13 protein-coding genes and 2 rRNA genes (1 of these 15 only partly in view) are annotated in these 18,389 nt (G+C 65.0%); 5 read left to right on the forward strand and 10 right to left on the reverse strand.

Annotated features, from left to right (window positions below; all coding sequences use genetic code 11):
• Nucleotides 1-9 precede the first annotated feature (9 nt).
• Nucleotides 10-1,506, reverse strand: coding sequence for a form I ribulose bisphosphate carboxylase large subunit (locus tag AZOLI_RS17025; RefSeq protein WP_014188404.1), 1,497 nt, complete (start codon nucleotides 1,504-1,506; stop codon nucleotides 10-12).
• Nucleotides 1,507-1,617: 111 nt separating this feature from the next.
• Here AZOLI_RS17025 and AZOLI_RS17030 point away from each other — a divergent pair, with 111 nt between their 5' ends.
• Nucleotides 1,618-2,577, forward strand: coding sequence for a LysR family transcriptional regulator (locus tag AZOLI_RS17030; RefSeq protein WP_014188405.1), 960 nt, complete (start codon nucleotides 1,618-1,620; stop codon nucleotides 2,575-2,577).
• A gap of 20 nt (nucleotides 2,578-2,597) precedes the next feature.
• On the opposite strand, the gene AZOLI_RS17035 is transcribed toward AZOLI_RS17030, so the two are convergent.
• From AZOLI_RS17035 to AZOLI_RS17065, 7 genes are all read right to left on the reverse strand, one after another.
• Nucleotides 2,598-2,969, reverse strand: coding sequence for a ribbon-helix-helix domain-containing protein (locus AZOLI_RS17035; protein WP_014188406.1), 372 nt, complete (start codon nucleotides 2,967-2,969; stop codon nucleotides 2,598-2,600).
• Between the two features lie 247 nt (nucleotides 2,970-3,216).
• Nucleotides 3,217-5,376 carry a sigma-54-dependent Fis family transcriptional regulator gene (locus AZOLI_RS17040; protein WP_014188407.1) on the reverse strand — a complete coding sequence of 720 codons (2,160 nt, stop codon included), beginning with the start codon at nucleotides 5,374-5,376 and terminating at the stop codon, nucleotides 3,217-3,219.
• Between the two features lie 223 nt (nucleotides 5,377-5,599).
• Complete coding sequence (locus AZOLI_RS17045; RefSeq protein ID WP_014188408.1) at nucleotides 5,600-7,240, reverse strand: molecular chaperone GroEL; 1,641 nt, start codon at nucleotides 7,238-7,240, stop codon at nucleotides 5,600-5,602.
• A gap of 86 nt (nucleotides 7,241-7,326) precedes the next feature.
• Complete coding sequence (locus AZOLI_RS17050) at nucleotides 7,327-7,683, reverse strand: MmoB/DmpM family protein (RefSeq protein WP_012977409.1); 357 nt, start codon at nucleotides 7,681-7,683, stop codon at nucleotides 7,327-7,329.
• Between the two features lie 36 nt (nucleotides 7,684-7,719).
• A complete protein-coding gene (locus tag AZOLI_RS17055) occupies nucleotides 7,720-8,871 on the reverse strand; it encodes an aromatic/alkene monooxygenase hydroxylase subunit beta (protein ID WP_014188409.1) in 1,152 nt (383 codons plus the stop codon).
• Nucleotides 8,872-8,903: 32 nt separating this feature from the next.
• Nucleotides 8,904-9,962 carry an NADH:ubiquinone reductase (Na(+)-transporting) subunit F gene (locus AZOLI_RS17060; protein ID WP_014188410.1) on the reverse strand — a complete coding sequence of 353 codons (1,059 nt, stop codon included), beginning with the start codon at nucleotides 9,960-9,962 and terminating at the stop codon, nucleotides 8,904-8,906.
• A 327-nt stretch (nucleotides 9,963-10,289) separates the two neighbouring features.
• Nucleotides 10,290-11,954, reverse strand: a complete 1,665-nt coding sequence (locus tag AZOLI_RS17065; protein ID WP_014188411.1) for an aromatic/alkene/methane monooxygenase hydroxylase/oxygenase subunit alpha — start codon at nucleotides 11,952-11,954, stop codon at nucleotides 10,290-10,292.
• A 544-nt stretch (nucleotides 11,955-12,498) separates the two neighbouring features.
• Here AZOLI_RS17065 and AZOLI_RS17070 point away from each other — a divergent pair.
• The 4 genes from AZOLI_RS17070 (at nucleotide 12,499) to AZOLI_RS17085 (ending at nucleotide 15,551) form a co-directional block, all read left to right on the forward strand.
• Nucleotides 12,499-12,891 (forward strand): c-type cytochrome, encoded by a 393-nt coding sequence (locus AZOLI_RS17070; RefSeq protein WP_014188412.1) that lies wholly within the window; start codon nucleotides 12,499-12,501, stop codon nucleotides 12,889-12,891.
• A 32-nt stretch (nucleotides 12,892-12,923) separates the two neighbouring features.
• Nucleotides 12,924-13,319, forward strand: coding sequence for a VOC family protein (locus AZOLI_RS17075; protein ID WP_014188413.1), 396 nt, complete (start codon nucleotides 12,924-12,926; stop codon nucleotides 13,317-13,319).
• A gap of 44 nt (nucleotides 13,320-13,363) precedes the next feature.
• Nucleotides 13,364-13,918: a twin-arginine translocation signal domain-containing protein gene (locus AZOLI_RS17080; RefSeq protein ID WP_014188414.1), complete on the forward strand. Its 555-nt coding sequence runs from the start codon at nucleotides 13,364-13,366 to the stop codon at nucleotides 13,916-13,918.
• Between the two features lie 61 nt (nucleotides 13,919-13,979).
• Complete coding sequence (locus AZOLI_RS17085) at nucleotides 13,980-15,551, forward strand: GMC family oxidoreductase (protein ID WP_014188415.1); 1,572 nt, start codon at nucleotides 13,980-13,982, stop codon at nucleotides 15,549-15,551.
• 114 nt (nucleotides 15,552-15,665) lie between these two features.
• On the opposite strand, the gene rrf is transcribed toward AZOLI_RS17085, so the two are convergent.
• Together rrf and AZOLI_RS17095 are read right to left on the reverse strand one after the other, a co-directional pair.
• Nucleotides 15,666-15,781: ribosomal RNA gene (rrf, locus tag AZOLI_RS17090) — 5S ribosomal RNA — on the reverse strand.
• A gap of 141 nt (nucleotides 15,782-15,922) precedes the next feature.
• A 23S ribosomal RNA gene (locus tag AZOLI_RS17095) occupies nucleotides 15,923-18,389 on the reverse strand; it runs 297 nt beyond the window's last position.

Below are 18,389 nucleotides of genomic sequence, written 5' to 3' on the forward strand. Positions count from 1 at the left end.
CTCTCCTTCTCACATCGCCGCTGTGGGGGTGGGGACGTAATCGACGCTGTCGGTGGAGGCATAGTCGAAGGTCACGTCCTTCCAGGTGTCGAGCGCGGCGCGCAGCGGGGCGCACCAACGGGCGGCGTCACGCAGGATCTCCGGCCCCTCGTTCCAGATGTCGCGGCCCTCGTTGCGGGCCTTGACCATCACTTCCAGCGCGACGCGGTTGGCGGTGGCGCCGGCCTGGATGCCGTCGGGATGGCCGATGGTGCCGCCGCCGAACTGCAGGATCACGTCCTCGCCCAGATACGTCAGCAGCTGGTGCATCTGCCCGGCATGGATGCCGCCGGACGCCACCGGCATCACCCGCTTCAGACCGGCCCAGGGCTGGTCGAAGAAGATGCCGTGCTGCAAATTCTGCGGGACATGGGTCTCGCGGCAGGTGTCGTAGATGCCGCGGATCACGTTGGGGTCGCCCTCCAGCTTGCCGACGACGGTGCCGGCATGGATGTGGTCGACGCCGGCCATGCGCATCCACTTGGCGATGACGCGGAAGGACACGCCGTGGCTCTTCTGCCGGGTGTAGGTGGAATGGCCGGCGCGGTGCAGGTGCAGGATCATGTCGTTGCGCCGCGCCCATTTCGCCATCGACTGGATGGCGGTGTAGCCGATCACCAGATCGATCATGACGATGACGCTGCCCAGTTCCTTGGCGAACTCGGCGCGCTCGTACATGTCCTCCATGGTGGCGGCGGTGACGTTCAGATAGGTGCCCTTGATCTCCCCGGTCTCGGCGATGGCGCGGTTGACCCCCTCCATGCAGTAGAGGAAGCGGTCGCGCCAATGCATGAAGGGCTGCGAGTTGATGTTCTCGTCGTCCTTGGTGAAGTCGAGCCCGCCCTTCAGCGCCTCGTACACCACGCGGCCATAATTGCGGCCGGACAGGCCCAACTTCGGCTTCATGGTGGCGCCCAGCAGCGGCCGGCCGAAATTGTTCAGCCGCTCGCGCTCCACCACGATGCCGGTGGCCGGCCCCTGGAAGGTCTTCAGATAGGCGACCGGGATCCGCATGTCCTCCAGCCGCAGGCCCTTCAGCGGCTTGAAGCCGAAGACGTTGCCGATGATCGAGGCGGTGAGGTTGGCGATCGACCCTTCCTCGAACAGGTCGAGTTCATAGGCGATGTAGGCGAAATACTGCCCCGGCGCGCCGGGCACCGGATCGACGCGGAAGGCCTTGGCGCGATAGCGCTCGCAATCGGTCAGGCGGTCGGTCCACACCACGGTCCAGGTGGCGGTGGAGCTTTCGCCGGCGACCGCCGCCGCCGCTTCCTCCGGATCGACGCCGTCCTGCGGCGTGATGCGGAAGACGGCCAGAACGTCGGTGTCCTTCGGCTGATAGTCCGGCTCCCAATAGCCCATCTGGCGGTATTTCAACACGCCCGGCCGGTAGCGGGCCTTCGGGTCGCTGACCACCCCGTCGGCGGCCTTCTGATCCGTTGGAAGAGTCGTCGATACGTAGTTCATCGTCTTCACCTTGGCGGTGGCGTTCGGTTCGTTCCGATGAAAACGTTAGCCGCACGTACTATTGAGGAAAATTCAAATACACAGCACAGTATGGATAGGGATTCCTGATGAATGGGCCGGCCGATGACCATCCAGCATGCCACGCTGCGCCAGCTCCAGATCTTCACCGCCGCCGCCCGCAGCCTGTCCTTCGCCCGCGTGGCGGAGCGGTTCGGCCTGACGCCCGGCGCGGTTTCGTTCCAGATCAAGCAGGTGGAGGGGCATTGTGGATTCCCGCTGTTCGAGCGGGTCGGCCGCCGCGTCGTGCTGACGGAGGCCGGGCGCGACCTTCTTGAGCATGCGACGCTGATCCTCCAGGCGCTGGACAATGCCGACCGGCGGATGCAGGCGCTGAAGGGGGTGACCGGCGGCAACGTCACCATCGGGCTGGTCAGCACCGCAAAATACATCGCTCCGCACATGGTCTCCCGCTTCCAGGCGGAGCGGCCGGGCGTGTCGATCCATCTCCAGGACGGCAACCGGCGGGAGGTCAATGCGATGGTCGCCAAGGGCGAGGTCGATCTCGCCATCATGGGCCGCCCGCTGGACGAAGAGGAACTGCTGGCCGAACCCTTCGCCCGCCACCCCAGCATCATCATCTGTGCCCCCACCCATCCGCTGGCCGACGCCCCCTCCCTGCGCCTGTCCGATCTGGCCGACAGCGGCTTCATCGCGCGGGAGGAAGGGGCCGGCACGCGGGCGCTGACCGAGGCCTGTTTCCACGGCCAGGGCTTCTCGCCGCGCATCGTCATGACCTCCAGCAGCAACGAGACGATCAAGCAGGCGGTGATGGCCGGCATCGGCATCGCCCTGCTGTCGCGCCACACCGTGGATCTGGAACTGGCGCTGGGGATGCTGCGCGAGCTGAAGGTGGAGGGGTTGCCGCTGATGCGCTCCTGGTACATCGCCCACCGCCGCAGCCTGCCGCTGCTGCCGGTGCATGCGCAGCTGCGCAGCTATCTGTTGGAGCGCGGGCAGGCGATCATCGACAGCATCCAAGCCGGCCACCGGGCGCTCGCGTCCGGCGGCTGACATGCCGGCCGGCAGCAGCCTCACGCGTCATCGGGCAGCCGCCGGTCCCGCTGGAAGGCAAGGACGGACGCGCCGCCATCCGATGCGGGAACCGCAATCCTCGCCTGCCCACCAGCCTCGGATACAGAGGCGGGAGCCATGGTCAGATAGCGCACGCAGCTGACACGCAGGAAGGAGGCGAGGTTCTGGATCGTGCCGTGGACCTCCACGACCTCGTCATGCAGGGTGACGATCAGGCGGTTCGTGGTGATCCCCTGCTCCGCCGCGATGTCGGCGAGGACGTTCCAGAACAGGTTCTCCAACCGGATGCTGGTCACCATGCCATGGATGCGGACCGAGCGGGACCGCGCCTCGTACAGGATGGGGTCGGTGTTGACGAAGATCTGGCACATGCACCGGCCCCTCCCTGGAGCGGTTATAGGGTCCTGCGGCAGGCGGGGTCAGGCACGGCTGCAGCGTTCGAAATTTGAGCGATGACCTGTCGCCCCTGAAGCCCTTCTCCCCTTGCGGGAGAAGGGTTGGGATGAGGGGTGCTGTCGGCCGAAGGCCGTTGGAAATTTCAGGTGTGCTACCCCTCACCCCAACCCCTCTCCCGCAAGGGGAGAGGGGCTTCGTCACCGTACTGACATTTCCCTGGGCTCAGGCACGGCCGCAGCCGAATCCGCTGCGGTCGGACCGCGCGCTGCCGGCTGCTCCCTTGCCAATGCCATCTCGCCGGATGCCGTGCTGGCTCAGCTTGCGGTACAGGGTGCTGCGGGAAATGCCCAGCACCGCGGCGGCGTCCGACAGGTTCCCGCCGGTGGCGGCGATCACGTCCTCGATGGTCCGCTGCTCCGTCACCGTCAGGGACATGGCTGGCGGGGACATGGCCGGCGGGCCGGCAGACGCAGGCATCGCCATCGGCGGACCCGGCAAGGGCCAGCCCTCCGCGTCCACGCCGCCGCAGCCGTCCCGCAAGTCCTCGGGAAGATCGCCGACATCCACCATGCCGCCGGTGGACAGCAGGACCGCGCGCTCCACCAGATTCCTCAGCTCCCGGACATTGCCCGGCCAGTCATAGCGGTGCAGACGCTCCAGCGCCGCCGCCGTGAAGCGGACCGGATCCCGCCCGTGCCGGTCGGCCAGCAATTCGTTGAAATGGGCGATCAGCCGCGGCACGTCGCCTTGCCGCTCCCGCAGCGGCGGCACCCGCAGGGCGGTGACGGCCAGACGGTGATACAGGTCGCGGCGGAAGCGGCCGGCGGCCACCTCCTGGCGCAGGTTGCGGTTGGTCATGGCGAGCAGCCGGACCGACACCCGGCGCGGCGTGCTGTCGCCGATGCGGTACAGCACCCCCTCCTCCAGCACCCGCAGCAGATAGGGCTGAAGGTCGAGCGGCAGTTCGCCCACTTCGTCCAGGCACAACGTGCCGCCGTCGGCCAGTTCGAAACGGCCGGTCCGTCCCTCCGCCGCCGCCCCGGTGAAGGCGCCGCGCACATAGCCGAACAGCTCGCTGCCCAGCATCTCGCGCGACACGGCCCCGCAATTGAAGGGGATGAAGGGTCCGGAGGCCACGGCGCTGTGGCCGTGGATGGCCCGCGCGAACAGCTCCTTGCCGACGCCGGTCTCCCCCTCGATCAGGATGGGGACCGGAAGCGGCGCCAGCCGTTCCCCCTGGCCGATAACCGCGCGCAGGCTGTCGCTGGCCCCGACGATGTCGGCGAAGCGCGACCGCGCATGGTCGGTCTCGTCGGAGGCCGCACGCCGGCCGGACGGCAGACGGCAGGAGGCCGCGCGGGGAATGACCAGCAAGGTGCCCCGCCGCTCGCCGTCGAGCATCAGGGGCCGGACCCAGTCGGCGGGCACTGGAAGCCGGCCCTCCGCCGGATTCACCCCCGCCATATCGGCGATCCCGACGATGGGCAGTTTCGTTCCGCGGCTGAACTGAGGCAGGTCGGACCCGAGACTGGCCTTCAGCAGATGCGCCGCCTTGCGGCTGGCGTAGAGCAGGCGGCCCCGCGCATCCAGTGCGATCAGCCCCTCTCCGGCATATTTCTGGCTGTCCTCCAGGCAGGCTTCCAGCAGGCGGACATGCTCCGCCTCCGTCTGGCGGGCGAGGTTCCATTCCACCTGCCGGGCGGCGACCACCGCCAGTGCCAGCGCCTGGGCGCTGAATCCCTGCTTCAGCCCGGAGATGTCGAGCAGCCCGACGACCGACCCGTCCAGCGGATCATGGATCGGCGCACCGGCGCAGCTCCACCCCTTGATGCCGGCGCAGTAATGCTCAGCCGCCTGGACCAGCACCGGCGTCTTGGACGCCAGCGCCGTGCCGATGCCGTTGGTCCCGGCGCAGCTCTCGCTCCAATGGCCGCCACAGCCCAGGCTGATGTCGCGTGCCGCACTCAAGGTGGCCCGGTCGCCCGCCGCCTCCAGCACCACGCCGTTGGCATCGGTGATCAGCATCACCGTCCGCGTGCCGGCCAGAAGATCCGCCGCCTCCGCCAGGGTGGTAGCCGCGGCCTGCAGGAGTTCGCGATTCTCCCGCCTCAGGGCTTCGACATGGTCGGCGCCGACGACCGGCGCCGCGTCCGCCCGCGCATCGACCAGAAAACTCTGGCACCGTGCCCAGGACCGGATGACCACGTCACGGACCGGCAGGTTTTCCTGCCGCGATCCGGAAACGAAATCCTCCCACGCCTTCATCGTCGCCCGTTCGCTGTCCCGTTCGCCGGCCCACACGCCATCTGCCAGCGCATGGAACGCCGGACCGGGTGACGCAACGGCCGAACGGCCGATGGCGACCTCTTCCTTGGCCAACACTGCCCCCTCCCTGCTTCCCGGCGTCTTCTGCTGTTTTGTTGCCCGTGCGCCGATTGTCCTTCGGTCCGGATGCGGAGACCGGCCCCGATCCTCCGCTTCTCAGATTGTTAGTATAAGAAATCATAAGCCGAACCGAAGCGGGAGCGGTAGTAGCGGAATACTCTATGGCTTTTTTCCCAGCCCCTTTCCCCGAAGGTGGAGGTTTCCTGCCACCGGATCCGGTTCAGTCGCGCCCGTAGCGCTCCATTCCGCCGCCGCGGGCGGGGCCGGCGGTGGGATCGACATTGTCGGGGATGTCGGCGATCAGGGTGTGGGTGGTCAGGACCAGCTTGGCGACCGACACCGCGTTCAGCAGGGCCAGCGCGGTGACCTTGGCCGGGTCGATGATCCCCGCGGCGAACAGGTCGCCGAATCGGCCGGTGCGCGCATCGAAGCCAACTCCGTCCGGAAGCTCGGCAAGCCGCGCGGCGATGCCGGCCCCGTCCAGTCCGCCATTCTCGGCGATGCAGACCAGCGGCTGCAGCATCGCCCGCTGCACCAGCCTTATCCCTGCGCGCTCGCCCTCCCCCACATCCGCGGCCAGCCGGTCGAGCAGCGGGGCGATGCGGGCCAGCGCGGTGCCGCCGCCGGGCAGCACCCCCTCCTCCAGCGCGGCACGGGCGGCGGCCAGCGAATCCTCCAGAAGCTGGGCCATGCGCTTCTGCTCCACCGGGGTGGCGCCGCCGACCTCGATCAGGGCGGTGCCATGCGTCAGCTTCGCCAGCCGCTGGGACAGCTTCTCGCGTTCGATGTTGGGCGGCGCCTCCTCCCACTGGCGCTGCACCAGGGCGCGGCGGGCGGCCAGCGCGTCCGGATCGCCGTGGCCGCGCAGGATGGTGGTACGGCCGGCGGACACCTCGATGCGGTCGGCGCCCCCCAGATCCTCCGCCGTCACGCTGTCGAGGCGTCCGCCCAGGTCGCGGGCGATCACGCGCCCGCCGGTCAGGATCGCGATGTCCTCCATCGTCGCCGTACGCCAATGGCCGAATTCCGGCGGATTGATCGCCACCACCGTGGCGCGTCCGCCGCGGCGCAGCTCCATCAGGGCAGCCACCACCTCCGGCGCCACGCTGTCGGCCATGACCAGCAGCGGCCGCCCCCCGGCGGCGATGCGGTCGACCAGGCGCAGCATGGGGTCCGGATCGGTGATCTTGTGGTCTGTCATCAGGATGTAGGGCCGCTCCAGCACCGCGGTCTGGCCGGTGGGCTCGGTCGCCATGTGATGGGACAGGAAGCCACGGTCCAGCACCATGCCCTCCAGCACATGCAGCGCCGTCGGCGCGCCCGGCTGGCCATATTCGATGTCGATCACCCCCTCAACCCCCACCCGGCGCAGGGCGTCCGCCACCAGCCGGCCGAGCGCCGGATCGGTCGCCGCGACCGTCGCCACCTGCTCCAGCTGCGCATCGCCCTCCAGCGGCCGGGCCATGCCGCGCAGCCGGTCGACGACAAAGCCGCAGGCGCGCTCCATCCCCTCCACCAGTTCCACTGCACCATGGCCATCGGCGAGCACGGCGACACCATCCTGGATCAGCGCGTCGGCCAGCACGGTGGCGGTGGTGGTGCCGTCGCCGGCCACATCATTGGTCTGTTTCGACACCTCGCGCACCACCTGGGCGCCCATATTCTCGAAGCGGCAGGGCAACTCGATCTCGGCGGCGATGCTGACGCCGTCGCGGGAGATCATCGGCGTGCCGATGGGGCGGTCGATGATCGCATTCGTCCCCTTCGGCCCCAGCGTGCCGCGCACCGCCAGCGCCAGCTTGCCCACCCCACGGGCAAGCGCGGCCCGCGCCTCGGCACGGTGCAGCATCATCTTCGGCATGGTCTCGTTCCCTCCCATTTCTTAATTTTGCGGATTCAAAAAAGAGGCGGAGCCCGCCGGACCTGAAGCGTGCTCCGCCTGCCCACTCATTCGTAGGCGAGCGCGTCATCCATGTTGCCGAAGAGGACGACGGTATCCTCGTCGATCATGACCATGCGGCCATAGTGGGTGGAGGTGGAAATCTCGAAGATATGCGGGGTCATCTCGCGGCCGAGAGCCTCGCCGATCTCGCTCATCCTGAACTCGATCTTGCCCTCGCCGTCGATGCGGATCATCGCCGGCAGATAGGTGACGGTGATGCCGGGCTTGCTCTCCATCACCTCGGCGATGCAGCGCGCCTCGACGCTGTCGTTCATGGTCACGCCGCACTGGTGGGAGATGGTGCCGTCCTGGGTGATGTCCTTCAGCGGCTTGAAAAGCTGCTGCACGGTGGTGACGCTCATGGTTTTCGTCCTCTTGTGGCGGAGATGCGGGAAGGATCACTCGGCCGCGGCGCCATTGACCGGAGCGGAAACCGCGGCCGGGGCGGCAGGCTGCCCGACCTCGACCGGCGGCAGGGCCGGCAGGTCGGCGTCGATGCCGATCTCGCGCCCGATGGCGGCGACGCGGTTGCGCGCCCGCTCGAAGGCATCCGCGAAACTCGCCACCTTGACCCTGGGCAGCGACCACAGCGGCTGAAGCTGCAGCGCCGCCTTCACCGCCAGCCCGGCATGATGGGTGAACCAGCTCTGCAGCATGGTCCGGTTGTCCTCGCCATGTGCCGGGTCGCGCAGCAGCAGGGCGAACAGCTCCACCGCGTTGGCGAGGTTCCGTTCATAGTCGGCCTCCGCCGCCGAAATGACCGACGGGGTCGAGAAGTCGTTCTGCGCCGCCGCCACCTGCATGACGAAGCCGCTGCGGAACAGCTCGCCCACCAGCGGTTCGAAGACGAGGTTGACGGCGAAATACTGCTCCAGGAAGTCGGTCGCGGCGCGGATATGCTCCACCGCCTCGCGGCAGGGCTGCCAGATCGGGTCGTCCAGCCAGTGCGCCTTGCCGGCGTCCAGATCGAAACCACCGATATCGCTGCCGACCTCGGCCAGATAGAGCGTCAGGTCCTGGGCAAAGCGCAGCTTGTAGGAGGCGTTGGTCAGGATGGCGTTGTTGACCATCTGGGTGTAGCCGTAGCGCTGCGCCCGCATCAGCGCGGTGCCCAAGCCATATTCGGCATGCTTGAAAGCGCCGACATGGTTCTGCAGCACGGTCACCCAGGCCTTGTCGAAGCGCTGGGGCGCACCGGCGCGGCGCGCATTCTCCACCACGTTCTGGATCATGCCGACGATGGTGGACTGGCGCTGGTAATGGGTGCGTTCCCATTCCTGGTCCGGTGCGCGGAAACCGTGCCAGTCCGTGCACTTCAGCGCGGTCCAGTCCTTGGAATATGTGGGCGTGCCGTCGCCGAAGGAGATGATCCAGTTCTGGAGCAGATAGCGCTCCGGATCGGGCTGGACGTCGACCGTCACGTCCTCGTAATGGGTGGCCTTGCGGCCCTTCGGCTCGAAGTAGTTGTAGCGGCGGCTGTCCGATCCCGGAAAGACCTTGGCTCCGGCGGCGGCGGATATGACTGTGGTTTCGGTTTCCTGCATGGTCATCGTCTTTCCTCCCGTATTTGCAAAAGCCCGGCTCAGCGGGTGGCGGGGGTGAATTTGTCGAAATAGACGCGTGCGGAATCGACGCCGGCCATCTGCAGGACCGGCAGCACCGCGTCGATCATCGGCGGCGGCCCGCAGGAGAAGACGTCCGCCTCCTCCACCTCCGCCATCTCGGACAGGTGCCGGCGCAGCACCTCGTGGATGAAGCCGGTCTCGCCGGTCCAACCGTCGCCCTCCTCGGCATGGGACAGGGCGGGGATGAAGGCGAAGTCCGGCAGGCTGCGGGCGAATTCCTCGAACAGGTCGAGGTGGAACAGGTCCCTGCGGCTGCGGGCACCGTAGAAGAAGCGAACCGGCCGCGTCTCGCCGCTGGCGGCCTGATCGCGCAGGATCGACAGAAGCGGCGCCATGCCCGACCCGCCGCCGACCAGGATCATCGGCCCGTCCCGCCCCTCGCGGCGGAAACAGCTGCCGTAGGGACCGCGGACGCTCACCCGGTCGCCGACCGACAGGCCGCCATCCAGCTGGCGGGAAAAGGCGCCGTCCGGATATTTCTTGATGATGAACTCCAGCCGGTTGCCGTCGGCCGGCGGGTTGCCCATCGAGAAGGACCGGGTGAGGCCGATGCCGGGCAGCGTGATGTCGGCATATTGGCCGGCCCAGAACTTCATCGGCTGGTCGAGATCCAGCGCGATGGCGACGATGTCGTGGGTCAGCGGCTCCACCGCCGCCAGCCTTGCGTTGAAGTCCTTCACCGGGATGGAGCGGGACAGCAGATCCTCGTCGTAATTCAGCAGTTCCACCGCCACGTCGCTGTAGGCCAGCGAGCGGCAGAGCAGGATGTGGTTGCTGTCGCGCTCCGGATCGGAGAGCGCGAAGGTGGAGTACTTCAGCATCTCCACGTCGCCGTCGATCAGCAGGCATTTGCAGGCGGAGCACTGCCCCTCCTTGCAGCCATGCATCAGCGAGACGCCCTGGCGGAAGGCCGCGTCGAGGATGGTTTCCCCTTCCGCAACCTCCATTTCGATGCCGACCGGCTCCAGCCGGACGGTGTGGACGGCGGGACTGTCGTGCAGCGCTTGTGCGGTCATGGTCTGTCGATCTCCGCAAGGGAGCGCGTTTGCCCTCTTCGATAGGAAAGGCAACGGCCCCGATCGGTGAGGCAGGGGATCAGATCCACGTGTCATCGCATTTGATGTCGGAGTAACAACGTTGCGGTTCGGATACCCTTCTCCCCTTGCGGGGCGGGATCGGCCAAACGCCAACGGCGTTTTGCCGACCCGCGGGTTGGGATGAGGGGTGGAGCGGCCGTAGGCCGTTGGAAATCCTGAGTTTGCGCCCCCTCACCCCAACCCCTCTCCCACAAGGGGAGAGGGGTTTTTCCCTGCGAACGAGCTCCTTATGCGACAGCCCTGGAATCAGACCCGGCGGATCTTGAAGCCCTTGCGGTACTCCTCGACATGCGCCTGACGCTGTTGCGGCGTCATTTCTCGGAGCGCCAGCAGCGGGCTGCGGATGGTGTGGCCGCGCACATGGTCGAGCGTCCACATGTCCTTCTCCTCGAAGGACAGATGCGGCTGGGCGACCAGCGTCTTCCCGTCGGGGCGGACGAAGCCCATGTCCTGGATGGCGTCGGCGAGATCCCAGCCGTCATAGACCTCCTCCCACTGGCGCCGGCCGGAGAAGCGGCCCATCGCCGGGGTCGGACGGCCCTGATATTCGGCGGCGAAGGCTTCCTTGTGGGTCCAGCGGTCGACCTCGGAGGCATAGGTGAAGAGTTCGCCATCGACCTCGTCGACCGTGAAGTCCTCACGGATGACGCAGGGCACCAGGCTCGACCAGCAGCGGTGTGGATAGACGTAGCCGGTGTCGGCGAAGGTGATCGGCACGCTGCCGGGCTTGCTGAGCTTGGCGTAATTCTCCCACCAGACGCCGAACTCGTCGTACCAGCCCGGATACTTGCTTTCGAACCACTCGAAGTCGCGCTCGGTCATCGCCTCGATGCGCCAGAAATTGGCCCACCAGCCGGCGGAGAAGAACTGGGCGATCTTGTGGACGTAGTTCTTCTTGACGATGCTGTCGAAGGCTTCGTGAACGTCGTCATGGTGGATCTTGATGCCGTATTTTTCCAGCGGCAGCAAGTAGGTGCGGTAGTAATCCTCGAAGATCCAGCGGTGCCACAGCTCGGCGTAGGATTCCTTGTTCTTGTCGCGGTGCTTGGTGCCGTATTCGATGATCGTGCCGATGGCGGCATCGACGATCATATGGTTCTGCCAGAAGGAATAGCGGATGTCGCGTTCCAGCAGCAGATGGTTGTCCGGCTCCTTCAGAACCGACATCAACATGGAATGGCCGTTGCCGATGTGGCGGGACTCGTCGCTCTGCACCGACAGGAAGACGGTGGGCAGGGCATAGTCACCGTTGCGCGCCGCTTCCGACGGCATGGCGACGAACAAGGTGTTGGTGAAGGCGGTCTCCGCCACGACCTGCAGATAGATGTTCGATGCGGTGATGGCGTCGCCGGTCAGGAACGCCTCACCGAACTGCCGGCCGATGGTGGTGGCGTAGCATTTGCCGAACGCCTTCTCGGTGATGTCGAAGCCGGCCGGATCGATGTAGTTCTCCATGTACCATTTCTTGAGGTTCATCTGGATCGTCGAGTGGCGGAACTCGTCGATCATCTGCATGGTGAATCCGGTCCGCAGGTCGTCGCCCGGCGCCAGCTGGCCCAGCGTCGCCATCGACCGCGCCGCCGAGATTTCCGGGAAGGGGATGATCGCCAGGAACAGCTTCATCCATTCGATCCAGCGCGGCTCCACATTGCGGAACATGTCGCCGCGCAGCGCCGCGTCCAGCGCGCCATAGACGCGATTGTCCTTCTCCTCCTGCATCGGAAAGTAGGAGCGCAGGACCTGCTTCATCGGGTCGCGCGGCGCCTTGGAGATCTTGTAGTCGGTCGGAAAGGCCATCGCCTCCTTGACGTAGGACGGCGTCCAGCCGAGATCGGCGACGCGGCGCGCCGCCTCGCTGATGCCGATGCCTTTCTGGCTGGTGATCTTGTTCAGCGTCAATCCATCCGGCATGTCGTCTCTCCCCATGATTTTGATGATGGTGTTCCGATGGTCGGGCTTAAGGATCGGGCCTGAAGGATCGCGTCGTTCGCCGGTGGCGGGCGACTGGCTGCCGGGCAAAGTCATGCCGGCCTGCCTTCGGGATGCCGACGGGATGCCGGCGGCGTGATATCCGAGATCGTCCGGTTTCAGGCCGATTGCGTCCGCCGAACGGGGGCGGCTGCACCGTCGACCCTGTAAAGCAACGGCCATGCCAAGCCGGCAATCGGCGGCGGCAAACCGATTTTAAAGACCGTTCGCGTGACGCACTGTCCCATCATGAGACGATCTGTCGCGGGCGGGTGTCTCAAAACGAAACAGCCGGGACACTCGATACCGGCATCCCCCCGGGAAAACGTCCCGCCACCAAGCTCCCGGCAGCCGCCGGCAAGATGGCATGACGCTTGCTGTTCCCAGTCAACGGCGCCGCCCCGGCCACCTGCCCGGCTGATCCGGCAAAGAAAAGCGCAGGCGCCGCCCCACGCATCGGGAGGGTTTTTGAAAGATGAGGCATGCGATGCACGCGAAACTGTCGCCGCACCGCTGGGTGATGCTGCTGCTCCTGCTGTCCATACCGGTCTCGCCCTTCACGCGGAAATCCGCGGCGGCGGAAGGCGAGACGCTGTTCCGGCAGCAATGCGGAGCCTGCCATACGGTGAAGAAGGACGACGGCCCGCGCGCCGGACCACCGCTGTTTGGCGTCATCGGCCGCAAGGCCGGCTCGGCGGCCGGCTTCGAATACTCCGACGCGTTGCGCGGCGCCGGCTTCGCCTGGGACGCCGGCCATCTGGAACGCTGGCTGGCGAATTCGAACGAATTCCTCCCAGGCAGCTACATGAATTACCGGCAGGACGACGGCAGCGTCCGCAAGAGCATCGTCAATTTCCTCGAAACCAGCGCAACCCGCTGACCCGGCCCTACAACGACATCGCAGGAAGCATCATGGCCAAGATCATCCACATGATGGTGCGCGTCCTCGACGAACAGCGGTCGCTGGACTTCTACGCAAAGGCCTTCGGGCTTGAGCCGGCCGAACGGCTGGCCTTCGACGGCTTCACGCTGATCTACCTGCGCAATGCGGAGAACGATTTCGAGCTGGAGCTGACCGTCAACCACGACCGCACCACCCCCTACACCCATGGCGACGGCTACGGCCACATGGCGGTCGCGGTGGACGATCTGCAGCGGGAGCACGCCCGGCTGTCGGCCTTGGGCTTCCCGGTAACGCCGGTGAAGGAGTTCGCCCCCGGCGGCGCGCTGCTGGCCCGCTTTTTCTTCGTCACCGATCCGGACGGCTACAAGACCGAAATCCTGCAACGCCACGGCCGCTACCGCTGAGTTTTGACGACAAGAACAAACCCCTTGGGAAGGAGACGTCGATCATGCGCGTTCTCGACAAACGGACACGGTTCAACAGGCGGAATTTCCTCAAAACCTCGGTTGCTTCGGTGGCGGCGGCGGGCGCGGTCTCCAGCGGTGTCCTGACGATCGCCTCAACGCCGGCCTGGGCCGATGCGCTCACGGCGATCAAGCCCGACGCTGCCAAAACGCTTCTGGCGATGGTGCGCGACCTCTATCCGCACGACCGGCTGGGCGACGCCTATTACGAGAAGGCGCTGGCCTCGATGGACCAGGAAGCCGCCAAGGACGCGACGCTGGCCGGCCAGCTCAATGAAGGCGCCGTGGCCCTCGATGCCGCCGCGCGCAAGCTGCGCAACGCCCCCTACGCCGCCATCCCGGCCGAGGCGGATCGCGTCACGGTGCTGAAATCCATCGAAACCACCCCGTTCTTCCGCAAAATCCGCGGCGACATGGTGGTCGCCCTCTACAACCAGCCGGAGGTGTGGGCGAAGCTCGGCTACGAAGGGGCGTCCGCCGAATATGGCGGCTACATCCACCGCGGGTTCGACGATCTCGACTGGATCAAGGACGCCTGACGTCCCTGCCGACCTGCCTCAATGAACGCCCACAAAAGCCCGAAACGGGGAGGACCGAGACATGGCTGCGAAATTCTCATTGAACGACGACGGCGTCGTGGTGGTGATCGGATCGGGTGCCGGCGGCGGTACGCTGTCGAACGAATTGGCCCAGAAGGGGATCAAGGTCGTCTGCCTGGAAGCCGGCGGCCGCCACGAGATCCAGGATTTCGTGAACGACGAGTGGAAGAGCTTCTCCCAGATCTCCTGGCTCGACAAGCGGACCACCTCGGGCGCCTGGCGGGTGGCGAAGGACTTCCCCAACCTGCCGGCCTGGATCGTCAAGGCGGTCGGCGGCTCCACCGTCCATTGGGCCGGTGCGTCGCTGCGCTTCCAGGAGCATGAGTTCAAGGCGCGCACGACCTATGGCGAGGTGGAGGGGGCCAATCTGCTCGACTGGCCGGTGACGCTGGCGGAGATGGAACCCTACTACGCCAAGGCCGAGTTCAAGATGGGCACGACCGGCACCAACGGCATCCCGCGCCTGCCCGGCAACAACAACTACAAGGTGCTGGCGGCCGGCGCCAAGAAGCTGGGCTACACCGATTTCCACACCGGCAACATGTCGATCAACAGCAAGCCGCGCGACGGGCGCGGCCCCTGCCAGCAGATCGGCTTCTGTTTCCAGGGCTGCAAATCAGGCGCGAAATGGTCCACCCTCTACACCGAGATCCCCAAGGGCGAGGCCACCGGCAATCTGGAGGTCCGGCCGAACGCCCAGGTCCTGAAGGTGGAACATGACGCCAAGGGCCGGGTCAACGCCGTGCTCTATGCCGACGGCACCGGCGCCATCCAGCGGCAGAAGGCCCGCATCGTCGCGGTGGCCGGCAACTCGATCGAAAGCCCGCGCCTGCTGCTGAATTCGGCCTCGACCATGTTCCCGGACGGGCTGGCCAACTCCTCCGGTCAGGTCGGGCGCAACTACATGCGGCACATGACCGGTTCCGTCTATGCGGTGTTCGACCGGCCGGTGCACATGTACCGCGGCACCACCATGGCCGGCATCATCAAGGACGAGTCCCGCTTCGACCCGCGACGCGGTTTCGTCGGCGGCTACGAGATGGAAACGCTGTCGCTCGGCGTGCCCTTCATGGCCGCCTTCCTCGATCCCGGTGCCTGGGGCCGCGATTTCAGCTCGGCGTTGGATGCTTACGACCATATCGCCGGCATGTGGCTGGTGGGGGAGGACATGCCGCGCGAGACCAACCGCATCACCCTGCACGCCACCGAGAAGGACAAGTTCGGCCTGCCCATTCCCAACGTGCATTTCGACGACCACCCCAACGACATCGCCATGCGCACCCATGCCTATGGGCGCGGCTCGGCGGTCTATGACGCGGTGGGTGCCGTCCGGACCATCCACACCCCGCCCTACCCGTCCACCCACAATCTCGGCACCAACCGGATGAGCGCCAACGCCCGCGACGGTGTCGTCAACAAATGGGGACAGGCGCACGACATCAAGAACCTGTTCGTGTCGGACGGCAGCCAGTTCACCAGCGGAGCATCGGAGAACCCGACCCTCACCATCGTCGCGCTGGCGATCCGGCAGGCGGAGTATATCGCCGACCAGATGACGAAGCGGGAGATCTGAAGAAGACGGTCCAAACACGAAAAACGCCCCGGCTCGTGAGAACCGGGGCGTTTCGGATATGTGCGAAGATGCCAGCGTATATGCTTCGTGTTTGGCGTCTCTTGAGCCTGAGTGACCTGGCGGCGACCTACTCTCCCACGTCTTAAGACGCAGTACCATTGGCGCGGAGGCTTTTCACGGCCGAGTTCGGGATGGGATCGGGTGTTTGACACCTCGCCATGACCACCAGGTCACCAAGGCTCAAGACCGACGCTAATCCGAAGCGCATTCGCTGTCGTGCAAGTGATGTGAGGATGTATCGAACTGCGGTTCTTGCGTCAAGCAGGGCCTTAGCAGGCTTGCTGCTGCGCATGGCGCGGTAATGTGGTGTCGAGATCAAGCCGATCGAGCGATTAGTAAGGCTTAGCTTCAGGCGTTGCCGCCCTTCCACATGCCTCCTATCGACGTGATGGTCTGTCACGGCTCTCAAGGGAGCTCTGGTTTAGAGGTGGGTTTCCCGCTTAGATGCTTTCAGCGGTTATCCCGTCCATACTTAGCTACCCGGCCATGCCACTGGCGTGACAACCGGTGCACCAGAGGTATGTCCATCCCGGTCCTCTCGTACTAGGGACAGATCCTCGCAAAACTCCGACACCCACGGCAGATAGGGACCGAACTGTCTCACGACGTTCTAAACCCAGCTCACGTACCACTTTAATCGGCGAACAGCCGAACCCTTGGGACCTGCTCCAGCCCCAGGATGTGATGAGCCGACATCGAGGTGCCAAACGACTCCGTCGATATGGACTCTTGGGAGTCATCAGCCTGTTATCCCCGGCGTACCTTTTATCCGTTGAGCGATGGCCCGTCCACGTGGAGCCACCGGATCACTATGGCCGACTTTCGTCTCTGCTCGACTTGTCAGTCTTGCAGTCAGGCGGGCTTATGCCATTGCACTCGACGAGCGATTTCCGACCGCTCTGAGCCCACCATCGCGCGCCTCCGTTACACTTTGGGAGGCGACCGCCCCAGTCAAACTACCCGCCATGCAGGGTCCCGGACCCGGATCACGGGCCACGGTTAGATGCCAGAGACTTCAAGGGTGGTATTTCAAGGTTGGCTCCACACGGGCTGGCGCCCAGGCTTCCAAGCCTCCCACCTATCCTACACATGAAGTCCCTAGCACCACTGCAAAGCTGTAGTAAAGGTGCACGGGGTCTTTCCGTCTGACCGCGGGAACTCCGCATCTTCACGGAGAGTTCAATTTCGCTGAGTTGGTGTTGGAGACAGCGGGGAAGTCGTTACGCCATTCGTGCAGGTCGGAACTTACCCGACAAGGAATTTCGCTACCTTAGGACCGTTATAGTTACGGCCGCCGTTTACCGGGGCTTCAATTCAGAGCTTGCACTCCTCCTCTTAACCTTCCGGCACCGGGCAGGCGTCAGACCCTATACGTCGCCTTGTGTGGCTTCGCAGAGCCCTGTGTTTTTAGTAAACAGTCGCTACCCCCTGGTCTGTGCCCCCCGCCTGGACTTGCGTCCAAACGGGGCCCTCTTCTTCCGAAGTTACGAGGGCAATTTGCCGAGTTCCTTCAACACCATTCTCTCAAGCGCCTGGGTATACTCTACCAGTCCACCTGTGTCGGTTTGGGGTACGGTCTATACGGCGGGGCTATTTCCTGGAACCGGTCCACAGCACGATCAATCCGATAAGATCGTACACGCTTTCCAATCCGTCACCTCCGCCAGGCCCACGAATATTAACGTGGTTCCCATCGACTACGCCTTTCGGCCTCGCCTTAGGGGCCGGCTCACCCTGCGTGGATTAACCTTGCGCAGGAACCCTTGGACTTTCGGCGACAGTGTTTCTCACACTGTTTGTCGCTACTCATGTCAGCATTCTCACTTCCGATACCTCCAGGCGGCCTCACGGACACCCTTCGCAGGCTTACGGAACGCTCCGCTACCACGTGATCATAAGATCACATCCGCAGCTTCGGTACACGGCTTGAGCCCCGATACATTTTCGGCGCAGGCCGGCTTAACTAGACCAGTGAGCTATTACGCTTTCTTTAAAGGATGGCTGCTTCTAAGCCAACCTCCTGGTTGTCATGGCCTTCCCACATCCTTTCCCACTTAGCCGTGATTTGGGGACCTTAGCTGGCGGTCTGGGCTGTTTCCCTCTCGACGATGGACCTTAGCACCCACCGTCTGTCTGCCGCGCTCTGCTCACGGGTATTCGGAGTTTGGTTAGGTTTGGTAAGGCTCGCGCCCCCCTAGCCCATCCAGTGCTCTACCCCCCGCGGCAATACGCGACGCGCTACCTAAATAGCTTTCGCGGAGAACCAGCTATTTCCTGATTTGATTGGCCTTTCACCCCTAGCCACAGGTCATCTCCGACTTTTTCAACAGGCGTGAGTTCGGTCCTCCAGTGCGTGTTACCGCACCTTCAACCTGCCCATGGCTAGATCATCAGGTTTCGGGTCTAAAGCATGCAACTCGGTCGCCCTATTCAGACTCGCTTTCGCTGCGCCTCCACCTATCGGCTTAAGCTCGCTGCATACTCTAAGTCGCTGACCCATTATACAAAAGGTACGCCGTCACCCCGCCCATCTTTTTCAAGACTTGGGAGGCTCCGACTGCTTGTAGGCATCCGGTTTCAGGAACTGTTTCACTCCCCTTGTCGGGGTGCTTTTCACCTTTCCCTCACGGTACTGGTGCACTATCGGTCACTGAGGAGTACTTAGGCTTGGAGGGTGGTCCCCCCATGTTCAGACAGGGTTTCACGTGCCCCGCCCTACTCGAGGATTGCTTCCGGTTTATCCGTACGGGGCTATCACCCGCTATGGCCCGACTTTCC

The sequence above is a fragment of the Azospirillum lipoferum 4B genome (genome assembly GCF_000283655.1).
Lineage (GTDB): Bacteria > Pseudomonadota > Alphaproteobacteria > Azospirillales > Azospirillaceae > Azospirillum > Azospirillum lipoferum_C.